At 27.7% G+C, this 24199-nt stretch carries 20 protein-coding genes; 1 reads left to right on the top strand and 19 read right to left on the bottom strand.

The features are described from left to right. Window positions 1–88: 88 nt before the first annotated feature. From yjeM to ABFX13_RS04415, 3 genes are all read right to left on the bottom strand, one after another. Window positions 89–1630, bottom strand: coding sequence for a glutamate/gamma-aminobutyrate family transporter YjeM (yjeM, locus tag ABFX13_RS04425; protein WP_346042997.1), 1542 nt, complete (start codon window positions 1628–1630; stop codon window positions 89–91). A gap of 313 nt (window positions 1631–1943) precedes the next feature. Beyond that, window positions 1944–3386 (bottom strand): adenylosuccinate lyase, encoded by a 1443-nt coding sequence (gene purB / locus ABFX13_RS04420; RefSeq protein ID WP_346042995.1) that lies wholly within the window; start codon window positions 3384–3386, stop codon window positions 1944–1946. A gap of 72 nt (window positions 3387–3458) precedes the next feature. Further along, on the bottom strand, window positions 3459–4367 hold the full coding sequence (locus ABFX13_RS04415; protein ID WP_346042993.1) for a tyrosine-type recombinase/integrase: 909 nt from the start codon (window positions 4365–4367) through the stop codon (window positions 3459–3461). Between the two features lie 135 nt (window positions 4368–4502). Here ABFX13_RS04415 and ABFX13_RS04410 point away from each other — a divergent pair, with 135 nt between their 5' ends. Then, window positions 4503–5315, top strand: coding sequence for an undecaprenyl-diphosphate phosphatase (locus ABFX13_RS04410; protein WP_346042990.1), 813 nt, complete (start codon window positions 4503–4505; stop codon window positions 5313–5315). Window positions 5316–5345: 30 nt separating this feature from the next. Here the strand turns inward: ABFX13_RS04410 and ABFX13_RS04405 are convergent, their stop codons facing one another. The 16 genes from ABFX13_RS04405 to ABFX13_RS04330 all read right to left on the bottom strand — a co-directional run bounded on the left by ABFX13_RS04405 (window position 5346) and on the right by ABFX13_RS04330 (window position 24067). Further along, the gene (locus ABFX13_RS04405; RefSeq protein ID WP_346042988.1) at window positions 5346–7127 is read right to left on the bottom strand and encodes a DEAD/DEAH box helicase; all 1782 of its coding nucleotides are present in this window, start codon (window positions 7125–7127) and stop codon (window positions 5346–5348) included. Between the two features lie 156 nt (window positions 7128–7283). Further along, window positions 7284–7565 carry a hypothetical protein gene (locus tag ABFX13_RS04400; RefSeq protein WP_346042985.1) on the bottom strand — a complete coding sequence of 94 codons (282 nt, stop codon included), beginning with the start codon at window positions 7563–7565 and terminating at the stop codon, window positions 7284–7286. 126 nt (window positions 7566–7691) lie between these two features. Further along, complete coding sequence (rny, locus tag ABFX13_RS04395; protein WP_346042983.1) at window positions 7692–9233, bottom strand: ribonuclease Y; 1542 nt, start codon at window positions 9231–9233, stop codon at window positions 7692–7694. A 136-nt stretch (window positions 9234–9369) separates the two neighbouring features. Next, window positions 9370–10422, bottom strand: a complete 1053-nt coding sequence (recA, locus tag ABFX13_RS04390; protein WP_346042981.1) for a recombinase RecA — start codon at window positions 10420–10422, stop codon at window positions 9370–9372. A gap of 225 nt (window positions 10423–10647) precedes the next feature. After that, the gene (pgsA, locus tag ABFX13_RS04385; protein ID WP_346042979.1) at window positions 10648–11190 is read right to left on the bottom strand and encodes a CDP-diacylglycerol--glycerol-3-phosphate 3-phosphatidyltransferase; all 543 of its coding nucleotides are present in this window, start codon (window positions 11188–11190) and stop codon (window positions 10648–10650) included. Further along, on the bottom strand, window positions 11177–12511 hold the full coding sequence (gene rimO / locus ABFX13_RS04380; protein ID WP_346042977.1) for a 30S ribosomal protein S12 methylthiotransferase RimO: 1335 nt from the start codon (window positions 12509–12511) through the stop codon (window positions 11177–11179). Before rimO ends, pgsA begins: the two co-directional genes overlap by 14 nt. Next, on the bottom strand, window positions 12512–13561 hold the full coding sequence (mnmH, locus tag ABFX13_RS04375; protein ID WP_346042973.1) for a tRNA 2-selenouridine(34) synthase MnmH: 1050 nt from the start codon (window positions 13559–13561) through the stop codon (window positions 12512–12514). It abuts the gene before it with no gap. Between the two features lie 2 nt (window positions 13562–13563). Beyond that, entirely contained in the window at window positions 13564–15915 is a 2352-nt protein-coding gene (locus ABFX13_RS04370) for a DNA translocase FtsK (protein WP_346042971.1), read from the bottom strand. Between the two features lie 136 nt (window positions 15916–16051). Then, on the bottom strand, window positions 16052–16801 hold the full coding sequence (locus ABFX13_RS04365) for a ClpP family protease (RefSeq protein ID WP_428833860.1): 750 nt from the start codon (window positions 16799–16801) through the stop codon (window positions 16052–16054). Window positions 16802–16833: 32 nt separating this feature from the next. Further along, window positions 16834–16992 carry a hypothetical protein gene (locus ABFX13_RS04360; RefSeq protein ID WP_346042969.1) on the bottom strand — a complete coding sequence of 53 codons (159 nt, stop codon included), beginning with the start codon at window positions 16990–16992 and terminating at the stop codon, window positions 16834–16836. A gap of 60 nt (window positions 16993–17052) precedes the next feature. Further along, window positions 17053–18264, bottom strand: a complete 1212-nt coding sequence (dapG, locus tag ABFX13_RS04355) for an aspartate kinase (protein ID WP_346042967.1) — start codon at window positions 18262–18264, stop codon at window positions 17053–17055. Between the two features lie 9 nt (window positions 18265–18273). After that, window positions 18274–18519, bottom strand: coding sequence for a YlmC/YmxH family sporulation protein (locus tag ABFX13_RS04350; protein WP_250672831.1), 246 nt, complete (start codon window positions 18517–18519; stop codon window positions 18274–18276). Between the two features lie 65 nt (window positions 18520–18584). Then, window positions 18585–19829, bottom strand: a complete 1245-nt coding sequence (locus ABFX13_RS04345; RefSeq protein WP_346042963.1) for a M16 family metallopeptidase — start codon at window positions 19827–19829, stop codon at window positions 18585–18587. A gap of 132 nt (window positions 19830–19961) precedes the next feature. Next, on the bottom strand, window positions 19962–20705 hold the full coding sequence (locus ABFX13_RS04340) for a polysaccharide deacetylase family protein (protein ID WP_346042961.1): 744 nt from the start codon (window positions 20703–20705) through the stop codon (window positions 19962–19964). Window positions 20706–20912: 207 nt separating this feature from the next. Next, window positions 20913–23042, bottom strand: a complete 2130-nt coding sequence (gene pnp, locus ABFX13_RS04335; protein WP_346042959.1) for a polyribonucleotide nucleotidyltransferase — start codon at window positions 23040–23042, stop codon at window positions 20913–20915. Window positions 23043–23233: 191 nt separating this feature from the next. Further along, complete coding sequence (locus tag ABFX13_RS04330; RefSeq protein WP_346042957.1) at window positions 23234–24067, bottom strand: DegV family protein; 834 nt, start codon at window positions 24065–24067, stop codon at window positions 23234–23236. Window positions 24068–24199 lie beyond the last annotated feature (132 nt).

Raw genomic sequence — 24199 nt, 5'->3', positions numbered from 1 at the left:
AATATACTTATTTGTCAAAATAAGTATATTTTTATATATAAATACACCTACCAAAATTGGTAGGTGTAAGGTTATATCTTAACTAATATTAGCTAGCTTTTTTATTATTATTGTCTTTATTTACATGTTTCTTTTCATAGAAATAATATAATCCGAATCCTATTAAACCAAATAATACTGGTCCAGCTATCATTGTTAATGTATCTTTTAATCCTGATGGCGATGATAATGTTGGTTGTATTATAGTAAATACATTAGCGAATCCAACTAATATACCTATTATTACAGCAAAAGTTAATGCCATTCCAAAACTCTTATAAACTACAAATGCTTTATCAACTTTACCCTCTAATTGTTTCTTTTTAAATGCAGGGAATGCACTTGATAAGAATAAGTAAGGTATAGTCATTGCAACATTAGTCATAAGAACTAATAAAGCAAAGAATTTCTCTGCACTCTTACCACCAAATGATACAATAAGTATCATAATTATAACTATTATAGCTTGAACTTTCATAGCATTTATTGGCATTCCATTTTTTATTTCTCCTAATTTACCAGGCCAAACTTCTTTTGGCGCACCTTCTATAAGAGTTTTTAATGGAGAATAAGTTAATGTGAAGAATGCTCCTGATAATGCTAAGAACATTGATAAACCAACAAATCTAGCAACCCAAGCACCCATTACTAATGAAGTAGCTTCACTAGCTCCAAATGCAACACCTAATTGATATCCTAAGTTTTGCATTAATACATAAGCAACGTTAGCCATATTCACATCATTAGCTGATAATATATCACTCCAGTTAGTAAACATACCACAAGCGAATATACCTAATGCATATCCTACAGATATTACTATAGCCGCTAAAGTAAGTCCTTTAGGGAAAGTTTTTTCAGCATTTTCAGTTTGGTCAACTAATCCACCTAAAACTTCTAATCCACCAAATGCAAATATAGCAAATGTTAAGAATGATAATACAGTTACTGGAGTTTGATATCCTGGGTTTGGAGAATTTGTAAATGCTTTAGCCACATTGTGTATAGGTTCTGCAAATTCACCTTTATTCATTGCTACAACAGCAACCCCACCTATTAATAAAACTAAGTTTAATAATGCAACTGCAGTACCACCTACAGAAGTTACTTTAGTAATTTTTTCTATACCTTTAGTAGATACATAAGTAACTAAAATTATCCATAATGCTCCTATTATACCTAATGTTTTAACTGAACTTAATCCAAATAAAGACCAAGTAGCAGTAGCATCATATCCAACTATAGCATTTGATAATGGTATCCATAAAGTTGAAGCAACATTTACCATCCAAATAATATAAGATGCGTACCACATAAATGTTCCTACAAACGCATATTTAGGACCTACAGATTTTTCCATCCAAGAATACATACCACCTGATTCTTTTTTGAATGCAGATCCATATTCAGCCATCATGAATGCATATGGTATAAAAAATAAAATTGCACTTAATATATACCAAGGTATGGCTGCATATCCCATTAAGAAAAAGGCCCTTGGCATATTAGCAAACCCAAATACTGATGTAAATATCATAAGTACTAAGGGAACTAATGTTAGTTTTTTAGCATTGTTAGTGTTTCCTGCCATTTGATTTCCTCCTGATTGAATTTTATTAATGCTTTTTACTTCAAAGATTAGCTAATCTTTCTTTTTTAAACTAGTTTAACCTTTTCCGTTTTACATATAATATCACAATTCTACATTTTTTCCAATACATTTTAAACTTAATTAAATTTTTAGATTTTATAAATAATTTCAAAAAAATATCTTAATAAATATAGTGATATAATTTATTATTACCTTAATAATATTAAATATTTATATTGAAGTTTTTGTTATTTTTAAGTAAGTTAAATTTCTTATTTTATGTATAAAAAATAGAGGTATTAACCTCTATTTTTTATACATTTAAATCGATTTTCATTCCAATTAAATCTTTATATTCATTTATAGCTGGATTAACTATTTCTTCAACAAATTCAACTACTTGAATAGGAGCTCTTCCTACGAAATTTTTAGGATCCATTATAGATAATATCTCTTCTTTGCTCATCTTAAATGTATCACAATCTTCAAGTATTAAATCTAATAAGTTATTATCTTTACCTTCTTGTTTAACTCTCTTAGCAGCTTCCATAGAATATTCTCTTATTACTTCATGTAACTCTTGTCTATCTCCACCTCTTTTTACGGCTTCCATAAGTATTGTTTCTGTTGCCATAAAAGGTAACTCTTCATTTATATGTTTATTTATTATATTTTCATAAACAACAAGTCCATCTGTAACGTTTATACCTATTTCAAGTATAGCATCAACTGCCATAAATGCTTGAGGTATAGCTAATCTTTTATTTGCAGAATCGTCTAAGCTTCTTTCTAACCATTGAGTAGCTTGTACAAGTGCAGGGCTTAAAGACTCAGCTATAACATATTTAGATAAAGATGCTATTCTTTCACTTCTCATTGGATTTCTTTTATATGCCATTGCAGATGATCCTATTTGATTTTTACCAAATGGTTCTTCTAATTCCTTTAAACTTTGTAATAATCTTATATCGTTTGTCATCTTGTGCATACTTTGAGCTATTCCAGATAATATAGATATAACTTGATAATCTAATTTTCTAGTATATGTTTGTCCACTAACTGCATAAGATGCTTTATATCCCATTTTTTCACAAACTAATTTATCTAGTTTTTTTACTTTTTCATTATCATTTTCAAATAAACTTAAGAAACTTGCTTGTGTACCTGTTGTACCTTTAACACCTCTAAGTTTCATATTATCTATTCTAAAATTTAAATCCTCTAAATCTATAACTAGATCTTGTGCCCAAAGACAAGCTCTTTTTCCTACTGTTGTAAGTTGGGCAGCTTGAAAATGAGTAAACCCTAAAGTTGGTATATCTTTATTTTTAAGTGCAAATTCTTTTAAGTTGTTTATTAAGTTAACTAATTTTATTCTTATAAGCTTTAATGCTTCATCCATTTGAATTACATCTGTGTTATCTCCTACATAAGCACTAGTAGCCCCTAAGTGTATAATTCCCTTTGCACTATCACATTGTAATCCATAAGCTTTAACATGACTCATTACATCATGTCTTACTTCTTTTTCTATTTTTTTAGCTTCTTCAAAATTTATATTATCTATATTAGCTTTTAATTCATTTATTTGCTCATCTGTTATATTAAGTCCTAATTCTTTTTCTGATTCTGCTAAAGCAACCCATAATCTTCTCCAAGTTGAGAATTTAAATTGTGGAGAAAATATATAACTCATATCTTTACTGCAATATCTATCTATTAATGGATTTGCATATGTACTATATTTACTTTCCATATTAACTAGCACCTTCCTTACACCTTTATTTATTATAAATTTATTATATATAATTTAACGAACAATAACAAGTTATTTTTTGTTTATGTTCATTTTATCACTATTCATAATATAATCTATACTTTCACTATCTACAAAGTTTAATACATATTTATACCTAATTGCATAATATTTATCACTCCACCCTAATTGATTTTTAATATCTTCTTCTCCTGCTCCTAATCTTAAACTTATCGCAGCAAATGAATGTCTAAAATCTTTCGCTGAGTAATTACTAAGTCCAGCTATATCTAAAGCTTTCTTTACTATTATCCTTACATTTCTATCAGTTATAGAATTACTTTTTTGACTTATAAATACAAAATCATCAGTTGGCATTATAGGTTCAGGTAATCCTAAGTAATTTCTATAATCTTCTATTAAAGAAAAACAATATGGATGAAGTTTAACAATTCTTTCTTTCTTATTCTTTCCAAGTCTTACATATCCATTATCTTTTTCATCTAACATTAAATCTTTCCATTTTAAATTTACAAGTTCACTTAATAAACATCCTGTAGTTATTAAAAATACCATAATTAATCTATCTCTCATATTTAATCTTGGTAGAGCGTCTATTAGTTTGTTTATCTCTTGAATACTAAGCACGTCATCTTTAGTTTTAATTCTACTTACTTGTGGTTTTTTAACTAATTTAAAAGGATTACTTTCTATATATTCTTCTTTTTTCATAAAATTATAAAAGCTATGTAAATAACTATAAATTTTTTCTGATGTTGATTTTGCATAATTATCTCTCACAAATTCCATAAAGCTATCACAGTTTTCTTTTGTTATTCCTATTAAATCCTTATTTTTATTGAATTCTTTAAATAATATAACTTTGCTTAAATAATCATGTCTAGTAGCTGGATTATGTTTTTTAGAGAAATCTTTAAAAATTTCAAATTCATATTCATTTAATAAAGTTTTTTCTTTCATTTTTATCCCCTTATTTTAAAATTTCTTAAATTTCTTAATTATCTCTAAATACATTCCTAATATATTGAATATATTCATTAATATTGATATACTTTATTTTACGGGTAAAATATATTTAATTAGGAGGTATTAAAATTGCTAGAAATTTTTAGAGCCATTATACTTGGTATAGTTCAAGGTATAACGGAATGGTTACCTGTAAGTAGTACAGGACATCTAATTTTAGTTGAACAATTCGTAAAATTTGATTTTTCAAAAGTTTTTGTAAGTACTTTTATGGTTGTAATACAACTTGGTTCAATACTTGCAGTATTAACACTATATTTTAAAAAATTAAATCCTTTAGACAGTTCAAAAACTGAAAAAGAAACAAAGGATACTATAAACTTATGGATTAAAGTTATTATAGCTGTTATACCATCTGGTATATTAGGTTTATTATTTGATGATCAAATAGATGCTTTATTCTTTAACCCAACCACAGTATCAATAACACTTATAGTTTATGGGGTTATTATGATAGTACTTGAAAATAGAAATAAAAAACCTAAGGTTAATGATTTTTCTCAACTTACATATAAGTTAGCATTTGGAATAGGTATTTTCCAATGTTTAGCTCTTATACCTGGGACATCAAGATCTGGCGCAACTATAATCGGTGCTGTACTATTAGGAGCATCAAGATATATAGCTGCTGAGTTTTCATTTTTCTTGGCTATACCAACAATGTTTGGAGCAAGTGCTTTAAAACTTTTAAAAACAGGTACTAGTTTTAATGGTTTTGAATGGTCAGTTATAGCAGTAGGTTTTATAACAGCATTTATAGTTTCTGTATTTGCTATTAAATTCTTAATGGATTATATTAAAAAACATGATTTCAAAGCATTTGGTTATTATAGAATAGTACTTGGTATTATAGTAATAACTTATTTTAGCTTCATAGCTTAATGTAAATAAAAGAAGCACAATGTGCTTCTTTTATTTTTTTGACTCTACTAGTAGCTTTATTATATCACTTGCACTTTCATTAAAAGTCGTTATTATACTTAAATAATCAGTTGCTCTATTTATAGCTAAATAAACTTTATTCAAATCTCCTACAAAGTCATTAACTTGGTAATCTTGTGTAATATCGTTTATGCTATGATTATATAACATTTCTAATTCACAAAATATTATAGCTTTATACTCTAAGTTTTTGATTGAGTATATATTAGATATAGTTACTCCTGCTTTTTTAGATATATTAGTTAATTCATCATCTCCATAAACATATGGAATATCATTTTCTTCTAAGTCCTTTTTTAACATATATTGAAAATATATAGTTTTACCGTTTTTTAATCTTTTTTTATTAAAAGGATAAACAACAGCTATATCTGAATAATTTAATCCTTTTTTATGCGTTAAATATTCAATTTCCCAAAGAATAGAACTTATCTGTTCTTCTATATCAGAAACTTTTATTATATCAACAGCTTTATTGCTTTCTCTTATAGGACTTGATAAGTAGTAAATATCATCTTTTATATTAGATCTAATACTTTTTATATATTCATTTGAGTTTATGTCAAAGTTATTTACAAATTCAACCAAATGATTGCTTTGTCTATAATTTTTATCTAGAGTAATTATATTATCAAATTTTATATTACTCCATGAGTCTTTAAATATACTTAAATTGCTTGTTATATTAAGCCCTTTACATTCAAATCCATTAAATATAAATTTTGATTTGTATAAAAATTCACGTATAAAATCCAATTGACTACTTTCAAAACTTTCTATTTCATCTATAAAAATTCCTTTAAACATACTTCTATTTTTTATAGTATTTTTAGCTTGTAATACAAGGCTTTTATAAACCTTTTCAGGATTATTTTTAAGTGTGTTATAATCAAATACCAAGTTATATATTTTAGCTAATTTAAATAAAAAAGAAGTAAATGTATGTACCTCAATATTATTATTATCTTTATATAGTATATCTAATCTTTCTTTTATTTCATTTCTAAGTTGCTTAGTATGTGTAAATATTATAAATTTATGATGAGGATAAACCCTAGCTAATTTAATTGCTCTAGCTAATAGCATGGTCGTTTTTCCACATCCTGATGGGCCTTTATATAAAGTATTCCCATATTTTATAGATACTATATCCTCAATCTGATTTCTTTCTAACATAGTAGCTGTATATCTATAATCTTCATTTGAAAAAGATATTTTTTTTAATTTTTTATTTAAATTTAAATTATCATTTATAACATAATATTCTGGACATACTTGTAATAAAAATAAATTGAGTAAAATTTCTTCATTAGATTCACCTAAATATTCATCTATACTCATTTCATAATTCATAATTTTGTAAAGCTTATTTTTATCTATTATATTATTTTCTACAAAATCATTATATTCTTCACTATCGTATATAGTTACGTATGGCATTACAAATATATAGTTATAATTTATGTTATTTCCTATTTTACTCATTTTTTTTCTTAAAAGATCGTATTCTTCTTCCATTATTTCTAAAAGTTCATCTTCTAATATCATAAATAAATCTTCTGTCGTGTCCATAAACTTTATAAATAAGACACGATTATCTTTTATATATAAAAGATCTGTATTTATTCCTTTAAAAGGAGTCACCTTTGGCACTACATTTGCTTCCTCTTTCATAGTTTGATAAAAAATTTCTTCAAATTCTTTTATCTTTAATGCATCTAGTTCGGAATTTATATTTATGTACTGACTCAATTTCTCATCCCCCTTATTTTATATAATTATATCATTTTCATTAACTTTTTTCTATATTTGATATATTTAATATATTATTTCCATCATATAATGCATTTAATCTATTAATTTTAATATTATATTAAAAAGGGAAACTTTAATAAGTCTCCCTTGAATTTACATTTTATAATTATTTTGTAACCATATATTCATCTTTCTTCTTATTTCATTTTTCTTTACTTCATCAAAATTAGCATCATTGATATTATAAGTTTGAACTAATTTCTCAACATTAGAAGGATATTCTAAAAAATTCCCATTTTTATTTTCAAATCCAATACTCATTATATCATAACTATTTTCATTTGTATTTATTACAACTCCATATTCAACAGGCTCATCAATTTTAGTACTATTTGATATTTTTACATATTGGTTTTTTGATAAACTACTAAGCATATTTTATCTCCTTTCATCTTTTAAATTTATTATTATCTTTTTAAGTAAATATTATTATATAGATAACTAAAATTTATATTAAAAAAAGCGAATATATCAATTGATACATTCGCTTGCATTATTTTCTTATTTAGCATATTCTATTGCTCTTGTTTCTCTTATTATACTAACTTTTATTTGACCTGGATATTCTAATTCATCCTCTATTCTCTTAGTCATATCTCTAGCTAATAAATGTATATCTTCATCACTTACATTTTCAGGTTTAACCATTATTCTTATTTCTCTACCTGCTTGAATTGCAAATGATTTATCTACACCTTCATATGAATTAGCTATTTCTTCAAGTTTTTCTAAACGCTTAATATATGCTTCTAAAGTTTCACGTCTAGCACCTGGTCTAGCTGCTGATATAGCATCTGCAGCTGTAACTAAAACAGCTTCTATAGTTTGTGGTTCATAATCTCCATGGTGAGTGCTCATAGCATGAATAACATCTTTAGATTCTTTATATCTTCTAAGTAAATCCATACCTATCTCAACATGAGTTCCTTCCATTTCGTGGTCAACTGATTTACCTATATCATGTAAAAGTCCTGCTCTTTTAGCTAATTTAACATCTGCACCTATTTCTGCTGCCATTATACCTGCTATATGTGCAACTTCTATAGAATGTTTAAGAACATTTTGACCATAACTTGTTCTATAGTTTAATCTACCTAAAAGTCTTATTAATTCTGGATGTAATCCATGAACCCCTGTTTCAAATGCAGCTTGTTCCCCATATTCTTTAATAATATTATCTACTTCTTTTCTAGCCTTTTCAACCATTTCTTCGATTCTAGCAGGATGTATTCTTCCATCAGCTATAAGTTTTTCTAGTGCTATTCTTGCAACTTCTCTTCTTATAGGATCAAATCCTGATAGTATTACAGCCTCTGGAGTATCATCTATTATTAAATCTATTCCAGTTAAAGTTTCTAGTGTTCTTATATTTCTACCTTCTCTACCTATGATTCTTCCTTTCATTTCATCATTAGGTAAATTAACTACTGTTACAGTAGTTTCAGCAACATGGTCTGCTGCACATTTTTGTATAGCATACCCTATTATTTCTCTAGATTTCTTGTCTGCTTCTTCTTTAGCCTGAGATTCTATTTCTTTTATCATTATAGACATCTCACGTCTTACATCTCTTTCTGCATTAGTTAATATAATTTCTTTTGCTTTATCAGAAGTTATACCTGATATGCTTTCTAATTTTTCTAATTGTTGAACTTTGATAGCTTCAATTTGTTCTTCTTTTTTATCAATCTTTTTTAACTTATCATTAAGAACATACTCTTTGTTTTCTAACGTTTGAAGTTTTTTGTCTAAGACTTCTTCTTTTTGTATTATTCTTTTTTCAAATTTTTGTACTTCAATTCTTCTTTCTTTATTTTCTTTTTCTGCTTCATTTCTCCATTTATGGATCTCTTCTTTTGCTTCTAATAGTTTTTCTTTTTGTAGTGTTTCTGCTTCTTTGTTTGCTTTATCTATTATATCATCAGCCATCTTTTCAGCTTGGCCAATTTTAGCTTCAGATATGTTCTTTCTTACAAAGTAACCAACTATAATACCCACAAATATTCCCAATAAAGCGCTTATTATTGCCTCTATGACATCCACCTCCTTTGTTAATGTAAACCGTCAACTACAGTATTTATAACATATGTTTTTATAAACTAAATAAGAATATTTCATTCTCATTTAATTTTATAATTTTTTCTACCTGGTGTCAAGTTAATAGGAGGTATACAGACTATTATTCTCCAATATTTTCTATTGAGTCTTCGTTTTCTTGTTCGCTTTCTCTATGCCCATCTAATTTATAATATTTTCTTACTAAAGCTTCTATTTCTTCTGTTAAATCAGGATTATCTGATAAAAACTTTTTAACATTTTCTCTACCTTGTCCTAACTTAGTATCATTATAGCTATACCAAGCTCCTGATTTCTTAACGATATCTATGTCTGCAGCTATATCTAATAAATCGCCAACTTTAGATATACCTTCACCATACATTATATCAAACTCACATTGCTTAAATGGAGGTGCAACTTTATTTTTAACTACTTTTACTCTTGTTCTACTTCCCATTACTTTATCGCCTTGCTTTATAGTATCTATTTTTCTAACATCTAATCTTACTGAAGAGTAGAATTTAAGAGCACGTCCACCTGTTGTAGTTTCTGGACTACCAAACATTACTCCAACTTTTTCTCTTAATTGGTTTATAAATATAGCAACACAGTTAGATTTTTTTATAGATCCTGTTAATTTTCTTAAAGCTTGTGACATAAGTCTTGCTTGAAGACCCACATGTGAATCTCCCATATCCCCTTCTATTTCAGCCTTAGGTACTAATGCTGCAACAGAGTCTACTACTATTATATCTATAGCTCCACTTCTTATAAGAGCTTCAGCTATTTCTAAACCTTGTTCCCCTGTATCTGGTTGTGAAACTATTAAATTATCTACATCAACTCCCAATGCTTTTGCATATACTGGGTCTAATGCATGTTCTGCATCTATAAATGCTGCTATACCACCTTGTTTTTGAGCTTCTGCTACTGCATGTAATGTAACTGTTGTTTTACCTGAAGATTCTGGTCCATATATTTCAACTATTCTTCCTTTTGGAAGACCTCCTATTCCAACTGCTATATCAAGACCTATAGATCCAGTTGGGATTACATCTATAGCCATTCCACCAGCTTCACCTAGCTTCATTACTGATCCTTTACCAAAATCTTTTTCTATTTGAGATAGCGCTGAATTTAATGCTTTTAATCTTTCTTCTTGTATTCCTGCCATTTATAATACCTTCCCTTCTATAAATCATTTATATTATCTTTAAGTTATAATCAAACATTTGTTCTATACTTATTATAGCTTTTTTACTACTTAAAGTCAATTAAATAATACATTATTAATAGTATTAACTCTAATTATATCAATTTATACATATTTTCCCATAAGTTTAATTGGTTAAAAATAAAAAAGTGAGTATATTCAATATATACCCACCTTTTTATATACTTACTTACTTTCCATAAATAAGTTTCTATTTATATATATATACTCCCACCCAGAGTAAAGAGTAAGTAATGTTGCTATTAATATAATTATTTTGCCTGTATCTAAAAGTAACATATTTCCAGTTTGTGCAGCTAGTAAAAGCACGACTATTGCTATCATTTGTGAAATAGTCTTTAATTTACCTCCAGAGCTAGCTGCTATAACTTTTCCATCAGCTGCTGCAATAGCTCTTAATATACTAACAGTAAGTTCTCTTGCTACTATTATAATAACCATCCATGCTGCAACTAAATCAAATTCTATCATAGTAGTTAGTGCTGATATAACAAGTAACTTATCTGCAAGTGGATCCATGAACTTTCCAAAGTCAGTTATTAAATTATATTTTCTAGCTATATGCCCATCCATTGCATCTGTAACAGAAGCTATTATAAATATCATACAAGCTATTATAAACTTGTTAGGTATGTTTATCATCATTATTATTATAAATACAGGTATTAAAAATATTCTAAATAAAGTTAATTTATTAGGCAAGTTCATTAACTACATCTCCCATCAAATCATACTCTAAAGCATTATTTATTTTAACCTTAACAAAATCTCCTGGTTCAAGTTGATTTTCAGATTTAACATAAACTATACTATCTATTTCCTCAGCATCACCTTGAGTTCTTCCCACATAAACCTTATCTTCTATTTGTTCTTCTATTAAAACTTCATATTCATTATTTATCTTTTTAGCATTTAATCTTTGAGATATTTCTTGTTGAATTAACATAAGTTTGTCTCTTCTTTGTAATTTTATATCTTCTTCTAAATGATTAGGTAATTTATCAGCTGCAGTGTCTTCTTCTCTTGAATAAGTAAATGCTCCTAATCTATCAAATTCTATATCCTTAGCAAATTGTACCAATTCATTAAAATCTTCTTCAGTTTCTCCTGGGAAACCAACTATTATAGTTGTTCTTAATGTTGCATCTGGAATATAGCTTCTTATCATATCAACCTTAGACTTTATATCTTCTTTAGTTGTATGTCTATTCATTAATTTTAAAACTTTATTACTTGCATGTTGTATCGGCATGTCAAAATAATTACATATGTTATCATATTTCTTTATTACTTTTACAAGTTCTTCTGTTATTGACTCTGGATATGAATACATTATTCTTATCCATTTTATACCTTCTATTTGTGCAAGTTCTTCTAATAATTGTGGCAACTTAACTTCACCATATAAGTCAAGTCCATACTTAGTAGTGTCTTGTGCTATAACTACAAGTTCTTTAACTCCGTTAGATGCTAATTCTTTAGCTTCTCTTATTATATCTTCCATTTTTCTACTTCTATATTTACCTCTTAATTTAGGTATTATACAGTAAGTACAGTGATTGTCGCATCCTTCACCAATTTTTAAATAAGCCATATAATCAGGAGTTGTAACATATCTTGGAAGATCTTCATTATATGCAAATTCTATATCATTTAAACTTACTATATTATTTTCCTTTTCAAGTCCTGCTATTATTTCATCTATTTGTTGATAACTTCCTGTTCCAACTATTGCATCTATTTCTGGTATCTCTGCTTGTAATTCATTAGAATATCTTTGTGCTAGACATCCTGTTACAATAAGTAATTTTAAATTTCCAGTTTCTTTTAATTGTGCTAAGTCAAGTATAGTATCTATAGATTCTTGCTTTGCTGATTCAATAAAGCCACAAGTATTTACTAAGATTATATCAGCCTCTTCAAAATCTCCTACTAGTTTATATCCTTTTCTATTTAAAATTCCCATCATTATTTCTGCATCTACTAAGTTTTTCGAACATCCTAGTGACTCTAACGCTATCTTTAACATTTAAATTGCTCCTTCCTTTGCTGCTTTATGAAAATCTATTAGTTCTAAAAGAGATTGTTCCATATTATCACAATTTATAACTTTATTATATTTATATTTATCAACTGAATGCCCATATAATGCATCGTAATATTCTACTAAATAATGTTCTACAAGTTGTTCATATTTTCCTTCATTAAATAATTCAATATAATAATCAACTTTAGCATTACCTAATCTTTTTCTAAATTTATTTATACATTGTATTAAGGCTTCAAAGTTTTTATTTTCTGTGTATATATAATCTCTACATAATCTATCTACTCTAGATTTAATACTACATTCTAATAATATATGATAGCCATCTCTTATTATTCCTTCATATATTTCATTTGGAACATTAACATGACCAACTCTTTTACTTTCACTTTCTATAAATATATAATTACTTTTTGAAAAATATAGTTTTTCAAATATATTAGTTTCAAACTTTTTCTGTGTTGGAGGCTTTTCATTAAACATTATAAATCCAAAAGTAGAACCACTATTTTTAGCTATTCCTTCTAAATCTATAATATCTATACCTTTTTCTTCTAACATCATTAGCATATCTGTTTTACCAACACCTGTTAAACCATGAAGTACTATAAATTCTTTAGTATCCATAACAGTTTTAAAGTAATCTAATACAAAGTTTCTATAGGCTTTATATCCACCTTCTAATTGATATACATTTACACCTAAAGTGGCTATCATATTTGCTAAACTTCCGCTTCTCATTCCACCTCTAGCACAATATATAACTATGTTTTCATATTCATTAGCTAAACTTAAAACTTCCATATACATATGTTTTAATTTATCTTTAACATAATCAAATCCTTTTTGTATAGCCTCATGCTTTCCTTGCATTTTATATATAGTACCTATATCTTTATGTTCATTGTCACTAAATAATGGCATATGAAAAGCATCTAATATATGATCTTCATTAAACTCTGCTTCTGTTCTAACATCTATAAATATAGTGTTTGGTAAATTTAATGCATTTTTTACACTTATTGTTTTCAAATTTATTCACCTTCTAAATTTTCTAAATCTTGTTTACTTATTAAAACTTTTCTCGGCTTACTACCTTCGCTCTTTCCAACAATTCCTCTTTCTTCCATAGAATCTATAAGTCTTGCCGCTCTATTAAATCCGATTTTAAACTTTCTTTGAAGCATCGAAGCTGAAGCTTGTCCACTTTCAACTACAAATTCTATAGCTTCACTTAAAAATTCATCTACATCACTTGATTGTTCTTTTGATATTTTACTTATACTATCTACAATACATTCTTCATATTTAACTTCATCTTTTACTTGACTTTTTACATAATCTATAACTCTTTCAGATTCAGATTCAGATATAAATGCACCTTGAAGTCTTACTGGTTTTGCCGCCCCTAATGGGTAAAATAACATATCTCCTTTACCTAAAAGTTTTTCAGCTCCACCCATATCAAGGATTGTTCTTGAATCAGTTTGAGATGAAACAGCAAATGCAATTCTTGAAGGTATATTAGCTTTTATAACCCCAGTTATGACATCAACTGATGGTCTTTGTGTAGCAACTATTAAGTGCATACCAGCAGCTCTTGCCATTTGAGCCAATCTACAAATATAATCTTCAACATCATTAGCACTTACCATCATAAGGTCAGCAAGTTCGTCTATTATTATAACTATTTTAGGAAGTTTTTCTTCACTCTTTTCATTATAACTAGTGATATCTTTTACACTTGATTCTGCAAATAGTTTATATCTTCTGTTCATTTCTGTAACTGCCCAATTAAGTGCATTAGCAGCTTTTTTAGGATCAGTTACAACAGGTATTAATAAATGTGGTATACCATTGTAATTTGCAAGTTCAACAACCTTAGGATCTATAAGTAAAAACTTAACTTCATCAGGGTTTGATTTATATAATATACTATTTATTAAAGTATTTACACATACACTTTTTCCTGAACCTGTAGATCCTGCTATAAGTAAATGAGGCATTTTCCCAATATCAGCTATTATCGGCTTTCCTGCTATATCTTTTCCAAGTCCCATAGCAAGCGGTGATTCAAATTTATTAAATTCATCACTTTCAAGAACTTCTCTTAAAGTAACCATTTGTGCTTCTTCATTTGGTACTTCTATCCCTATTGCACTTTTACCTGGTATTGGAGCTTCTATTCTTATGCTTTTTGCGGCTAAACTAAGAGCTATATCATCTGTTAAATTTACTATTTTGCTTACCTTTACTCCTGGACTTGGTTGAAGTTCATATCTTGTTATAGTAGGTCCTACTGTTACTTGATTAACTTTTGCTTCAACTCCAAAATCAGATAAAGTTTTTTCTAGTAAAGATGCATTTTTTAATACTTTTTTCTTACTCTTATCATCAGGCTTTGAGTCTATTTTATTTAACAAATCAACACTAGGTTTTTTGTAATTTTCATAACTTGACTCTGTTTTTATATCCATAGGTTGAGTCTTTTCTAAGTTATCATTTTGCTTAATTGAAGTCTCTGTTTTTTGATTAGGTTTTGCTTTTTGTAATTCTTTTAAGACCTCTAATTCAGGCATACTTTGAGTACCTTCTAAAATTTCTAAATAGTCATCATCTGCTTTATTAAAACCTACTATCTTTATTGTTTTGTCATTTTCATCATCTTCTATACTATTTTCACTTATTTCTTCTTTTTTAGATTTACCTCTTAATCCAGTTTTTGTAACCATAGTATTTTCATCAACTTCTTCAGTAACCATATTAACCATAGCATCTTTTAAGTTTAAGGCTTTTTCTTTAAAAGTAAGATTACTATTTTTGCTTTTTTGAGTTTTTACTTTTATCTTATATATTAAATCTTTTAAAGATATATTAAATGTAAATAAACATGTTATTAGTAATGCAAATATACTTATTAACCATGCACCAGTTACCCCAAATATCTTAGTTACATAATATGTAATAACTGTAGCTATAAGTCCACATCCATTTCCTTGTGCAGCTTGTTTAGTTACCTCTTTAATTACATATGAATTAGTAGGACTATCTATAGGTAAATTTTTTGCATTTATAAGTCCATAAAATATGAATATAAAAATTACACCTACATAATATAACTTAGTACTTTTAATTCTATAGATATATTCATTTTTTTCAAAAAATCCTAAAACACCACTAATAATTATTATAAATGGTATAGCTATTGATAATTTTCCGAACAATCCTAAAAATATATTTTGTATAAATGTACCTAATAGTCCCATAGAACTAGAGTTTAAACTATATAATAAGAATATACCTATAAATATAGTTATCAGGTTATTATATTCAGCTTTAAAACTTGATTCCATACTTTTCTTCTTTTTAGATTTTTTCTTAGCCATCAATCTCACCTCTTAAAAATAAATTTATACAAGAATTAATAAACTCCAAAATCATAGCAAAAAGTGCTAATGTATTTAAACACTAACACTTTTATATCTTCTAATTATAGCATATATTCTATTATTTAACCAAATTTTATTTGATTACATTTTTGTTATCTTCATTACTCTCTTCATTTATCAATTCTCTTAATTTAATCATAGCTTCTTTTAATCCACCAACTTCATTTATAAGCCCACAATCTACTGCTTCTTTACCTATTAATACACTTCCAACATCACTTACTAATTCTTCTTTAGAATACATTAGCTTTTCTAAATCTTCTTTTTCTATATCTGATGTTCTAATTATAAACTGAGTTATACGCTCTTGCATCTTTTTAAAATATTCAAAAGTTTCATTAACTCCAATAACTAATCCATTAGTTCTTATAGGATGAACTATCATAGTTGCAGTAGGAGCTATAAATGAGTAATCTCCTGCTGTTGCAAGTGGAACTCCTATACTGTGACTTCCTCCTAACACAAGAGTAACAACTTTTTTAGATATACTATTTATAAGTTCTGACATTGCAAGTCCAGCTTCAACATCTCCACCTACTGTATTTAAAATTATTAAAACACCTTTTATATCTTTGCTTTCTTCTATTGCAAACAACATAGGTATTATATGCTCATACTTTGTAGATTTTTTTTGTGGATTACCAGCAAAATGACCTTCTATTTCACCTATTATAGTTATACATTGAATATCTTTTATATCTTGATTTGGTATATTTGGAACTCCCATTTGCTTAATGTTTTGTATATCTTCAGCTTCTTCACGACTATCTTGTTCTTCTTGAGATTTTAAGTTAATACTTTTATTATTATTGGAATACATCATATGTAGCCCTCCTTTTAAGATTTAATTTAAATCTATTTTCCTTTAGGGTGTTTACTTATTGGTCTAGATGTATTTTGAGCTACTGAGCCACTTTTTTTAGGTCTTAAATGTGCTGGTAAGCCTAATTCTTCTCCAAATTCTAATTTAAAATGTGGTTGTTTATTATCTGTCTTTTTATTTTTATTTGACATAAAAATATCCTCCTTTAAGGTTAACTTTACATATAAGTTAACCAAAAAAGGAGGATATTATTAATTTAATTTAAATTCTTCATGAATTGCATGAACAGCATTTTTCATATCTTTTTCTTCAACTAAGCAAGATATAGTCATGTTTGAATCTGAAGTTTGTAATAAATTTATTTTAGCTTTTGACAATGCTCTTACTATTTTTGCCATCACTCCTGGTGTTCCAGTCATTTTAGATCCAATTAAAGTTACCTTAGCACAATTTTCTTTTACTTTATAATCAAGATTGTGCGATTTAAGTATTTCTTTTAATGAATTTAACTTATCATGATCTATTACAAAAGCTTTTTCTTCTATAAAGAAGTTTATCATATCTAAACTTATTTCATTCGCTTCAATCTCATCCATTATATCTGTAAATATATCTTCTCTTGATTTAACTTTAATTTGAGCAACTCCACTTGTATGAGCTACTGCTGTCATAGTGTTTATAGTTTTTTCTTCTTTATTTACTTCAAACTTAGGACTCATACCACTTATTTTAGTTCCTGGATGTGATGGATTTAAAGTATTTTTTATATTTAAAGTAATTGATCCACTTTTTGCAATTTCAACTGCTCTTGGGTGTATTACTTTGGCACCCTTATCTGCCATTTGAAATACTTCTTCATAATTTATATAATCTAAAACCTTAGCTTCAGGCTCAACTCTTGGATCTGCTGTCATTATTCCATCAACATCTGTATATATCTCAACATTCTTACATTCTAGTGCTTTACCTATAGCAACCGCAGAAGTATCACTGCCACCTCTTCCAAGAGTAGTTATTTCTCCACTTTCTGTTGTTCCTTGAAAACCTGCTATAATTACAACTTTACCTTCATCTAATTCTTTATATATTCTTTCTGGCTTAATATCTACTATTCTAGAGTCAGAAAAATTTCCATCAGTGTATATACCAGCTTGACTACCTGTTAAAAATACAGAATCTATACCATGTCCTTTTAACATGTTAGTAAGTATAGTTCCTGATATTATCTCTCCACAAGACATTATTAAATCTAACTCTCTTTTAGATGAATCATCATTAACACCTTTACATAAATTTATTAACGTATCAGTTGCATAAGGTGCTCCTTTTCTTCCCATAGCTGAAACTACAACAACTAAATCTAATCCTTTGTCTTTATAGTCTTTTATTATATTGCAAACTTGTTGCATTTTTTCATTAGATTCCACAGATGTCCCACCAAATTTTTGAACTACTATTGTCATATTATCCTCCTAATACATGCCTTCATATTCTATTATAATCATGTCATTACCAATTTTTTTTACATTTCTCCACGGTACTTCAAGTACTGATTTATCTTTTCTAAATCCAAAAAATCCTCTTTCTCTAGGAATTAATAAAGCTAATATTTTCCCTGTAGTATCTTCAATTATAAGGTCGCACTCTCCAACAACTCCCAATCTTTCTCCTGTAACTAAATTTACAATCTCCTTACCTGCTACTTCAGATAAATTCATAAGTATCCCCCCATATAAACTAATATATCTTTATTTAGATAAGCTTAATTATATGTCTAATCTAATTAGTCTAAAGTTATATTCTCTACATCTCTTCCTACGATACATACTCCAATATTTTCTTTATTAAATACCTTGTCTATAATTAAGTCTATTCTAGCTCTATCAATATTATTTATACTTTCTATAATATCATTAGGATTTTTTACTTTCCCAGTTAAAATCATAGCCTTACCGATTGACATCATTCTACTACTAGTACTTTCTAAACCTAGAATATAACTTCCTTTTAACTGTTCTTTACTTTCTTTTATCTCTTTATCTGTAAGATGATTTTTTCTTAAGTTATCAATTTCTTCTAATACTAAATTATATACTTTTTTTAAATTTTCGTTACTCATACTTGCATATATACCAAGTTCTCCACTTTTTCTATAAAGACTAGGCGCTGAATATATAGAATAAACAAGTCCTTTATTTTCTCTTATATTTTGAAATAATCTAGAACTTATACTTCCTCCAAATATATTATTTATTATAGATAAAGCATATGCATCTTCTCTATCTTCCAGCGGTACTGCTTTTAAGCTTATAGCCAAATTAACTTGTTCAGTATCTTTATTTTTAGCTATAAAACAAGGATTAAATTCTGGTGTAGTTATTTCTATATCTACATTTCCTTTAGGTAAATCTTTAAATTTATTTTCTATTAATTTAACCATTTCTTCAAATTTAAAATTACCACTAATTGATATTACAGAGTTGCTAGCTACATAATATTTATTAAAATAATCTTTTATAGTATCTTTATTAATATTGTATAAAGATTCTTTAGTTCCTATTATATTCATTCCAAGAGCATCTGTTTTGTATATTCCTTCCATAAGTAAGTCATATACTAAATCTTCTGGAGAGTCTTCATACATTTTTAGCTCTTCTAATATAACTTGTCTTTCTTTTTCTATATCTTCTTTATCAAATAATGGATTTAAAAACATATCACTTAGTATATCTAATCCTATATTTATATGCTCATCTAATAATTTAACATAATAACATGTACATTCCTTACTAGTAAAAGCATTTATTTGCCCACCTAAATTATCTATTGTACTAGCTATTTCTTTTGATGTTCTATTTTTAGTTCCTTTAAATAGCATGTGTTCTATAAAATGTGATACTCCACTTAATTTTTCACTTTCTATTCTAGATCCTGCATTTACCCATACTCCTAATGTTATGGATTTTAAATAAGGTATTTCTTCTCCTACTATTGTAAGTCCATTTTCTAACTTGTGTATCTTATACATACTCATCCTCCAATTTGATTTGTGCATTATAATATTTATGATAATCATTTATGTTTGTATCTTAGTTAATGTCCTTTAAATTATAATTTAGTAAAATAAATTATTCAACATCAAAATAACTTAAATAAACTTTTAAAGCTCAAATACATCACTAAGTTTTCCTGGTTTTAAATTTTTACTTTCAATTATCCCTATAATATCATCAATACCTTCAGCACTTGCATGTGTAGGATGCATAAGTATTATACTAGAATCTTTCATATCTTTTGACTTAACTCGATTTATAATAACATCTGGTTCTTGTCTATTTTTCCAATCTATTGTGTCTATATCCCATTTGTAAGGCGTGTATCCTAAATCAATAGAAGCTTTTACAGTATCTTTATTAAATGAACCTCCTGGTGCTTGAAAAAATTTAGTTTCTTTTTTTATTATATTTTCTATTATTTCTTTAGATGTTTTTATTTGTTCATAGTTCTTATCGTAGTTTAATGTAGCATAATCTAAATGTTTATATCCATGATTAGCTATTTCATGTCCTTTTTTTTGAATTTCAAGTAGAAATTCAGGGTTTTCTTCAGCCCATCTGCCTGTTACAGCGAAAGTTATCTTAGCATTTTTTTCATCTAATACTTTAAGTATCTTTTCTATATATTCACTTTCCCATCCTAGGTCTACGTTGCAACTTATTGCAACGTGACCACTATTGGATTTTGTTCCATTGTAATATGGTTCCTCTGCTTTATAAAACATATTAATTGTAGGCGTCGTCCCTTTTTTAGACATAAATATAATTCCTATAATTGCTAGTACTATAACTAGTGATATTATTAAAATTTTTTTTACCTTCTTTTTATTAAGTACCATCATTATCATAAAAAATTTCCTCCCAATATGTACAATTTACTCTCATTAAATTGTATTAGGTAGTCTAACTTTTTATGCATTTATATTATATATTGTATTTTTAAATGCTTATATAACTTAAAATGCTTTTACTATTGTAAAAAATGCTTATATATTTTTTTGCATAATAAAACACCCTCTTATATTTTACTGGAGGGTGTTTTATTTTAGAAATTATTATTTATCTTCATTCTCTTTATTTTCTTTAACTTCTTTTTTCTCTGGTTTTGGTAAAAGAGCTTTTCTAGATAAATTAACTCTTCCTTTTTCATCTATCTCAGTTACTTTTACTGTTACTTCATCTCCTATATTTAGTACATCTTCAACTTTATTAACTCTTTCATGTGCTATATGAGATATATGAAGTAATCCTTCTTTTCCTGGAAGTATTTCAACAAAAGCACCAAAGTTCATTATTCTTGTTACTTTACCTGTGTAAGTTTGTCCTACTTCAGCTTCAGCAACTATATCATGTATAAGTTGTTGTGCTTTTGCTATCATTTCAGCATCTATTCCACTTATAAATACTTCTCCTGTTTGTTCTATATCTATTTTAACACCTGTTTCATCTATAATCTTAGTTATTATTTTTCCACCAGGTCCAATTACGTCTCTTATCTTATCTGGGTTTATATTCATTGTTACTATCTTAGGTGCATACTTAGAAAGTTCTGGCTTAGGAGCATCTATTGTCTTTCTCATTTCATTTAATATGTGTATTCTACCTACTCTAGCTTGTTTTAAAGCTGTTCTTAGTACTTCTTCATCTATACCAGCTATTTTTATATCCATTTGTATAGCTGTTATACCATGTTCAGTTCCTGCAACTTTAAAGTCCATATCCCCTAAATGATCTTCCATTCCTTGTATATCTGAAAGTACTGCAACTTTATTATCATGTTTTATAAGTCCCATAGCAATACCTGCAACCATATCTTTAATTGGTACACCTGCATCTAAAAGTGATAATGTAGATCCACATACACTTCCTTGAGAAGTTGACCCATTTGAACTTAAAACTTCTGATACTACTCTTATTGCATAAGGAAACTCTTCTTTTGAAGGTATAACAGGAAGTAATGCTCTTTCAGCAAGTGCACCGTGACCTATTTCTCTTCTACCTGGACCTCTTGATGGTCTAGCTTCACCAACACTATATGCTGGGAAGTTGTAGTGATGCATATATCTTTTACTTTCTTCTTCATCAAGTCCATCAAGTATTTGAACATCACCTAAAGCTCCAAGTGTTGCTATAGACATAACTTGAGTTTGACCTCTTGTAAATAATCCAGAACCATGCGCTCTTGGTATAAACCCATTATCACACCATATTGGTCTTATTTCATCTGGCTTTCTATTGTCAGGTCTTATATTTTCATGCACTATAAGCTTTCTTACTTCTTCTTTTATTATAGCATGTAACGTTTCCTCTATATCTTGTCCGAACTCTTCTACTATATCTTCAAAATGAGCAAAAGTTTCTTCTTTTACTGCATCCATCTTTTCCATTCTTTCAAGCTTTTCTACAGTTTTAACTGCTTCTTTCATTTTATCTGTAGCAAACTCACGAACAGCTTTTTCTACTTCTTCATCTATTTTATAAAGAGTAACCTCTATTTTTTCTTTCCCAACTTCAGCTGCTATAGTTTCTACGAACTCAACAACCTTTTTAATTTCTTCATGTGCAAATAATATAGCTTCTAACATCAATTCATCTGGTATTTCTTCAGCTCCAGCTTCAACCATCATTATTGCATCTTTAGTACCTGATACTACAAGGTGAAGAGAACTTTTTTCTCTTTGTTCTGCTGTTGGATTTATAACAAATGCTCCGTCTACTAACCCTACTAATACAGAACCAGTTGGTCCGTTAAATGGTATATCAGATATAGATAAAGCTACAGATGATCCTATCATGGCCACTATATCAGGAGTACAATCTTGATCTACTGATAAAACAGTTGCAACTACTTGTACATCATTTCTAAAACCTTTAGGAAATAGTGGTCTTATAGGTCTATCTATAAGTCTTGATGTAAGTATAGCTTTTTCTGAAGGTTTACCTTCTCTTTTTAAGAAACCTCCTGGTATTTTACCTACTGAATATAATTTTTCTTCATAATCAACACTTAAAGGGAAGAAATCTATTCCATCTCTTGGTTGAGCTGATTTTGACACATTTACCATAACCATAGTTTCCCCGTACTGAAGTATAGCGCTTCCACTAGCTAGTTCGGCAATTTTTCCTATCTCAACAGAAAGTTCTCTTCCTGCAAAATCCATCTTAAAAACTTTATGTTCAAACATTAATGCTTGTACCTCCTCTTTATTAAAACCGCGTTTAGTATCCTATGTACTATCTTATCAAAAATACTATAATTTAACAACATAAAAGTAAATTACTGGCTTGTATTGATATGTTTTAGAGATACAAAACGTAACTTAGCAAATATTTTATTTAAACTTATTATTTGCTTAATATGTAAAATTTAATACATTTAATTTGAACAACTAATAGCTATTATATCTGGTCCTGTATGTGAGCATATACAAGCCCCACCTCTAGTTAAGTATATATTTTTAGCTTTTATTGCTTCTTGAACTTCTTTTTTAAGAATCTCAAACTCATTTTTATTAGCTCCACAACCTATCATTACATTTTTATCTTCAAAACTATCATATTGCTCTTTAAGCAAGTCTATTAATTTATGTATTACATTTTTTTTACCTCTTACTTTTGTAAGTAAAGATATATTCCCATCTTTTACCGAAAATACAGGTTTTAAACTTAACATATTTCCAATAGCGGCTGTCGTTACAGAAACTCTTCCACTTCTTTTTAAATATTCTAAACTATCTGGTACAAAAAATAGATTAACACTCTCTCTTAAAGCTTCTAGTCCATCTACTATAGACTTAGCATCTAACCCTTCATCTATAAGTTCACATGCTTTTATAACATACTGTCCGCTTCCTAAAGATAAGTTAAGTGTATCAAATATATGTATATCTCCATCTGTATCATTTTTCGCCATAACTGCACTTTGATATGTACCTGAAGATTTCGATGAACCACTTATACAAACTATAGAGTATTCATCTTTATATTTATCGAAAGCTTCTTTAAATTGCATATATGTAGCTTGAGATGTTTTAGGTACAGTTTTTATTTTTTTCATAGTTTCGTAAAACTCTTCCTCGGTCATATCTACACCATCTTTGTATTCTTTATCTTCTATTATTATAGTTAATGGAATTATTTCTATGTTATGTTTTTCTGCTAACTCCATAGGTATATCACATAAACTATCACACATTAATTTTATTTTCATAGTAAATCCCCTCCTAAAAGAAAAATTTCTATATAAATTATCATTATTCCTTTATATATTTTAATTTAATATTATTATAGTTGCAAATTATTTCTATTTTCAATAAAAACTGTATTTATTTAAAATATTTAA

Origin of the sequence: Paraclostridium tenue, from assembly GCF_039521565.1 — a bacterium.
Lineage (GTDB): Bacteria > Bacillota > Clostridia > Peptostreptococcales > Peptostreptococcaceae > Paraclostridium > Paraclostridium tenue.
The sequence above is the reverse complement of the archived record's forward strand: the minus strand, read 5'-3'. Positions and strand labels throughout refer to the sequence as shown.

What these genes read in the sequence shown, in the direction of transcription:
- yjeM (WP_346042997.1), bottom strand. Translation starts at nt 1,630, where the DNA reads ATGGCAGGAAACACTAACAATGCTAAAAAACTAACATTAGTTCCCTTA.
- purB (WP_346042995.1), bottom strand. Translation starts at nt 3,386, where the DNA reads ATGGAAAGTAAATATAGTACATATGCAAATCCATTAATAGATAGATAT.
- ABFX13_RS04415 (WP_346042993.1), bottom strand. Translation starts at nt 4,367, where the DNA reads ATGAAAGAAAAAACTTTATTAAATGAATATGAATTTGAAATTTTTAAA.
- ABFX13_RS04400 (WP_346042985.1), bottom strand. Translation starts at nt 7,565, where the DNA reads ATGCTTAGTAGTTTATCAAAAAACCAATATGTAAAAATATCAAATAGT.
- recA (WP_346042981.1), bottom strand. Translation starts at nt 10,422, where the DNA reads ATGGCAGGAATACAAGAAGAAAGATTAAAAGCATTAAATTCAGCGCTA.
- pgsA (WP_346042979.1), bottom strand. Translation starts at nt 11,190, where the DNA reads ATGAACTTGCCTAATAAATTAACTTTATTTAGAATATTTTTAATACCT.
- rimO (WP_346042977.1), bottom strand. Translation starts at nt 12,511, where the DNA reads ATGTTAAAGATAGCGTTAGAGTCACTAGGATGTTCGAAAAACTTAGTA.
- ABFX13_RS04370 (WP_346042971.1), bottom strand. Translation starts at nt 15,915, where the DNA reads ATGGCTAAGAAAAAATCTAAAAAGAAGAAAAGTATGGAATCAAGTTTT.
- ABFX13_RS04365 (WP_428833860.1), bottom strand. Translation starts at nt 16,801, where the DNA reads ATGATGTATTCCAATAATAATAAAAGTATTAACTTAAAATCTCAAGAA.
- ABFX13_RS04360 (WP_346042969.1), bottom strand. Translation starts at nt 16,992, where the DNA reads ATGTCAAATAAAAATAAAAAGACAGATAATAAACAACCACATTTTAAA.
- dapG (WP_346042967.1), bottom strand. Translation starts at nt 18,264, where the DNA reads ATGACAATAGTAGTTCAAAAATTTGGTGGGACATCTGTGGAATCTAAT.
- ABFX13_RS04350 (WP_250672831.1), bottom strand. Translation starts at nt 18,519, where the DNA reads ATGAATTTATCTGAAGTAGCAGGTAAGGAGATTGTAAATTTAGTTACA.
- ABFX13_RS04345 (WP_346042963.1), bottom strand. Translation starts at nt 19,829, where the DNA reads ATGTATAAGATACACAAGTTAGAAAATGGACTTACAATAGTAGGAGAA.
- ABFX13_RS04340 (WP_346042961.1), bottom strand. Translation starts at nt 20,705, where the DNA reads ATGATAATGATGGTACTTAATAAAAAGAAGGTAAAAAAAATTTTAATA.
- pnp (WP_346042959.1), bottom strand. Translation starts at nt 23,042, where the DNA reads ATGTTTGAACATAAAGTTTTTAAGATGGATTTTGCAGGAAGAGAACTT.
- ABFX13_RS04330 (WP_346042957.1), bottom strand. Translation starts at nt 24,067, where the DNA reads ATGAAAATAAAATTAATGTGTGATAGTTTATGTGATATACCTATGGAG.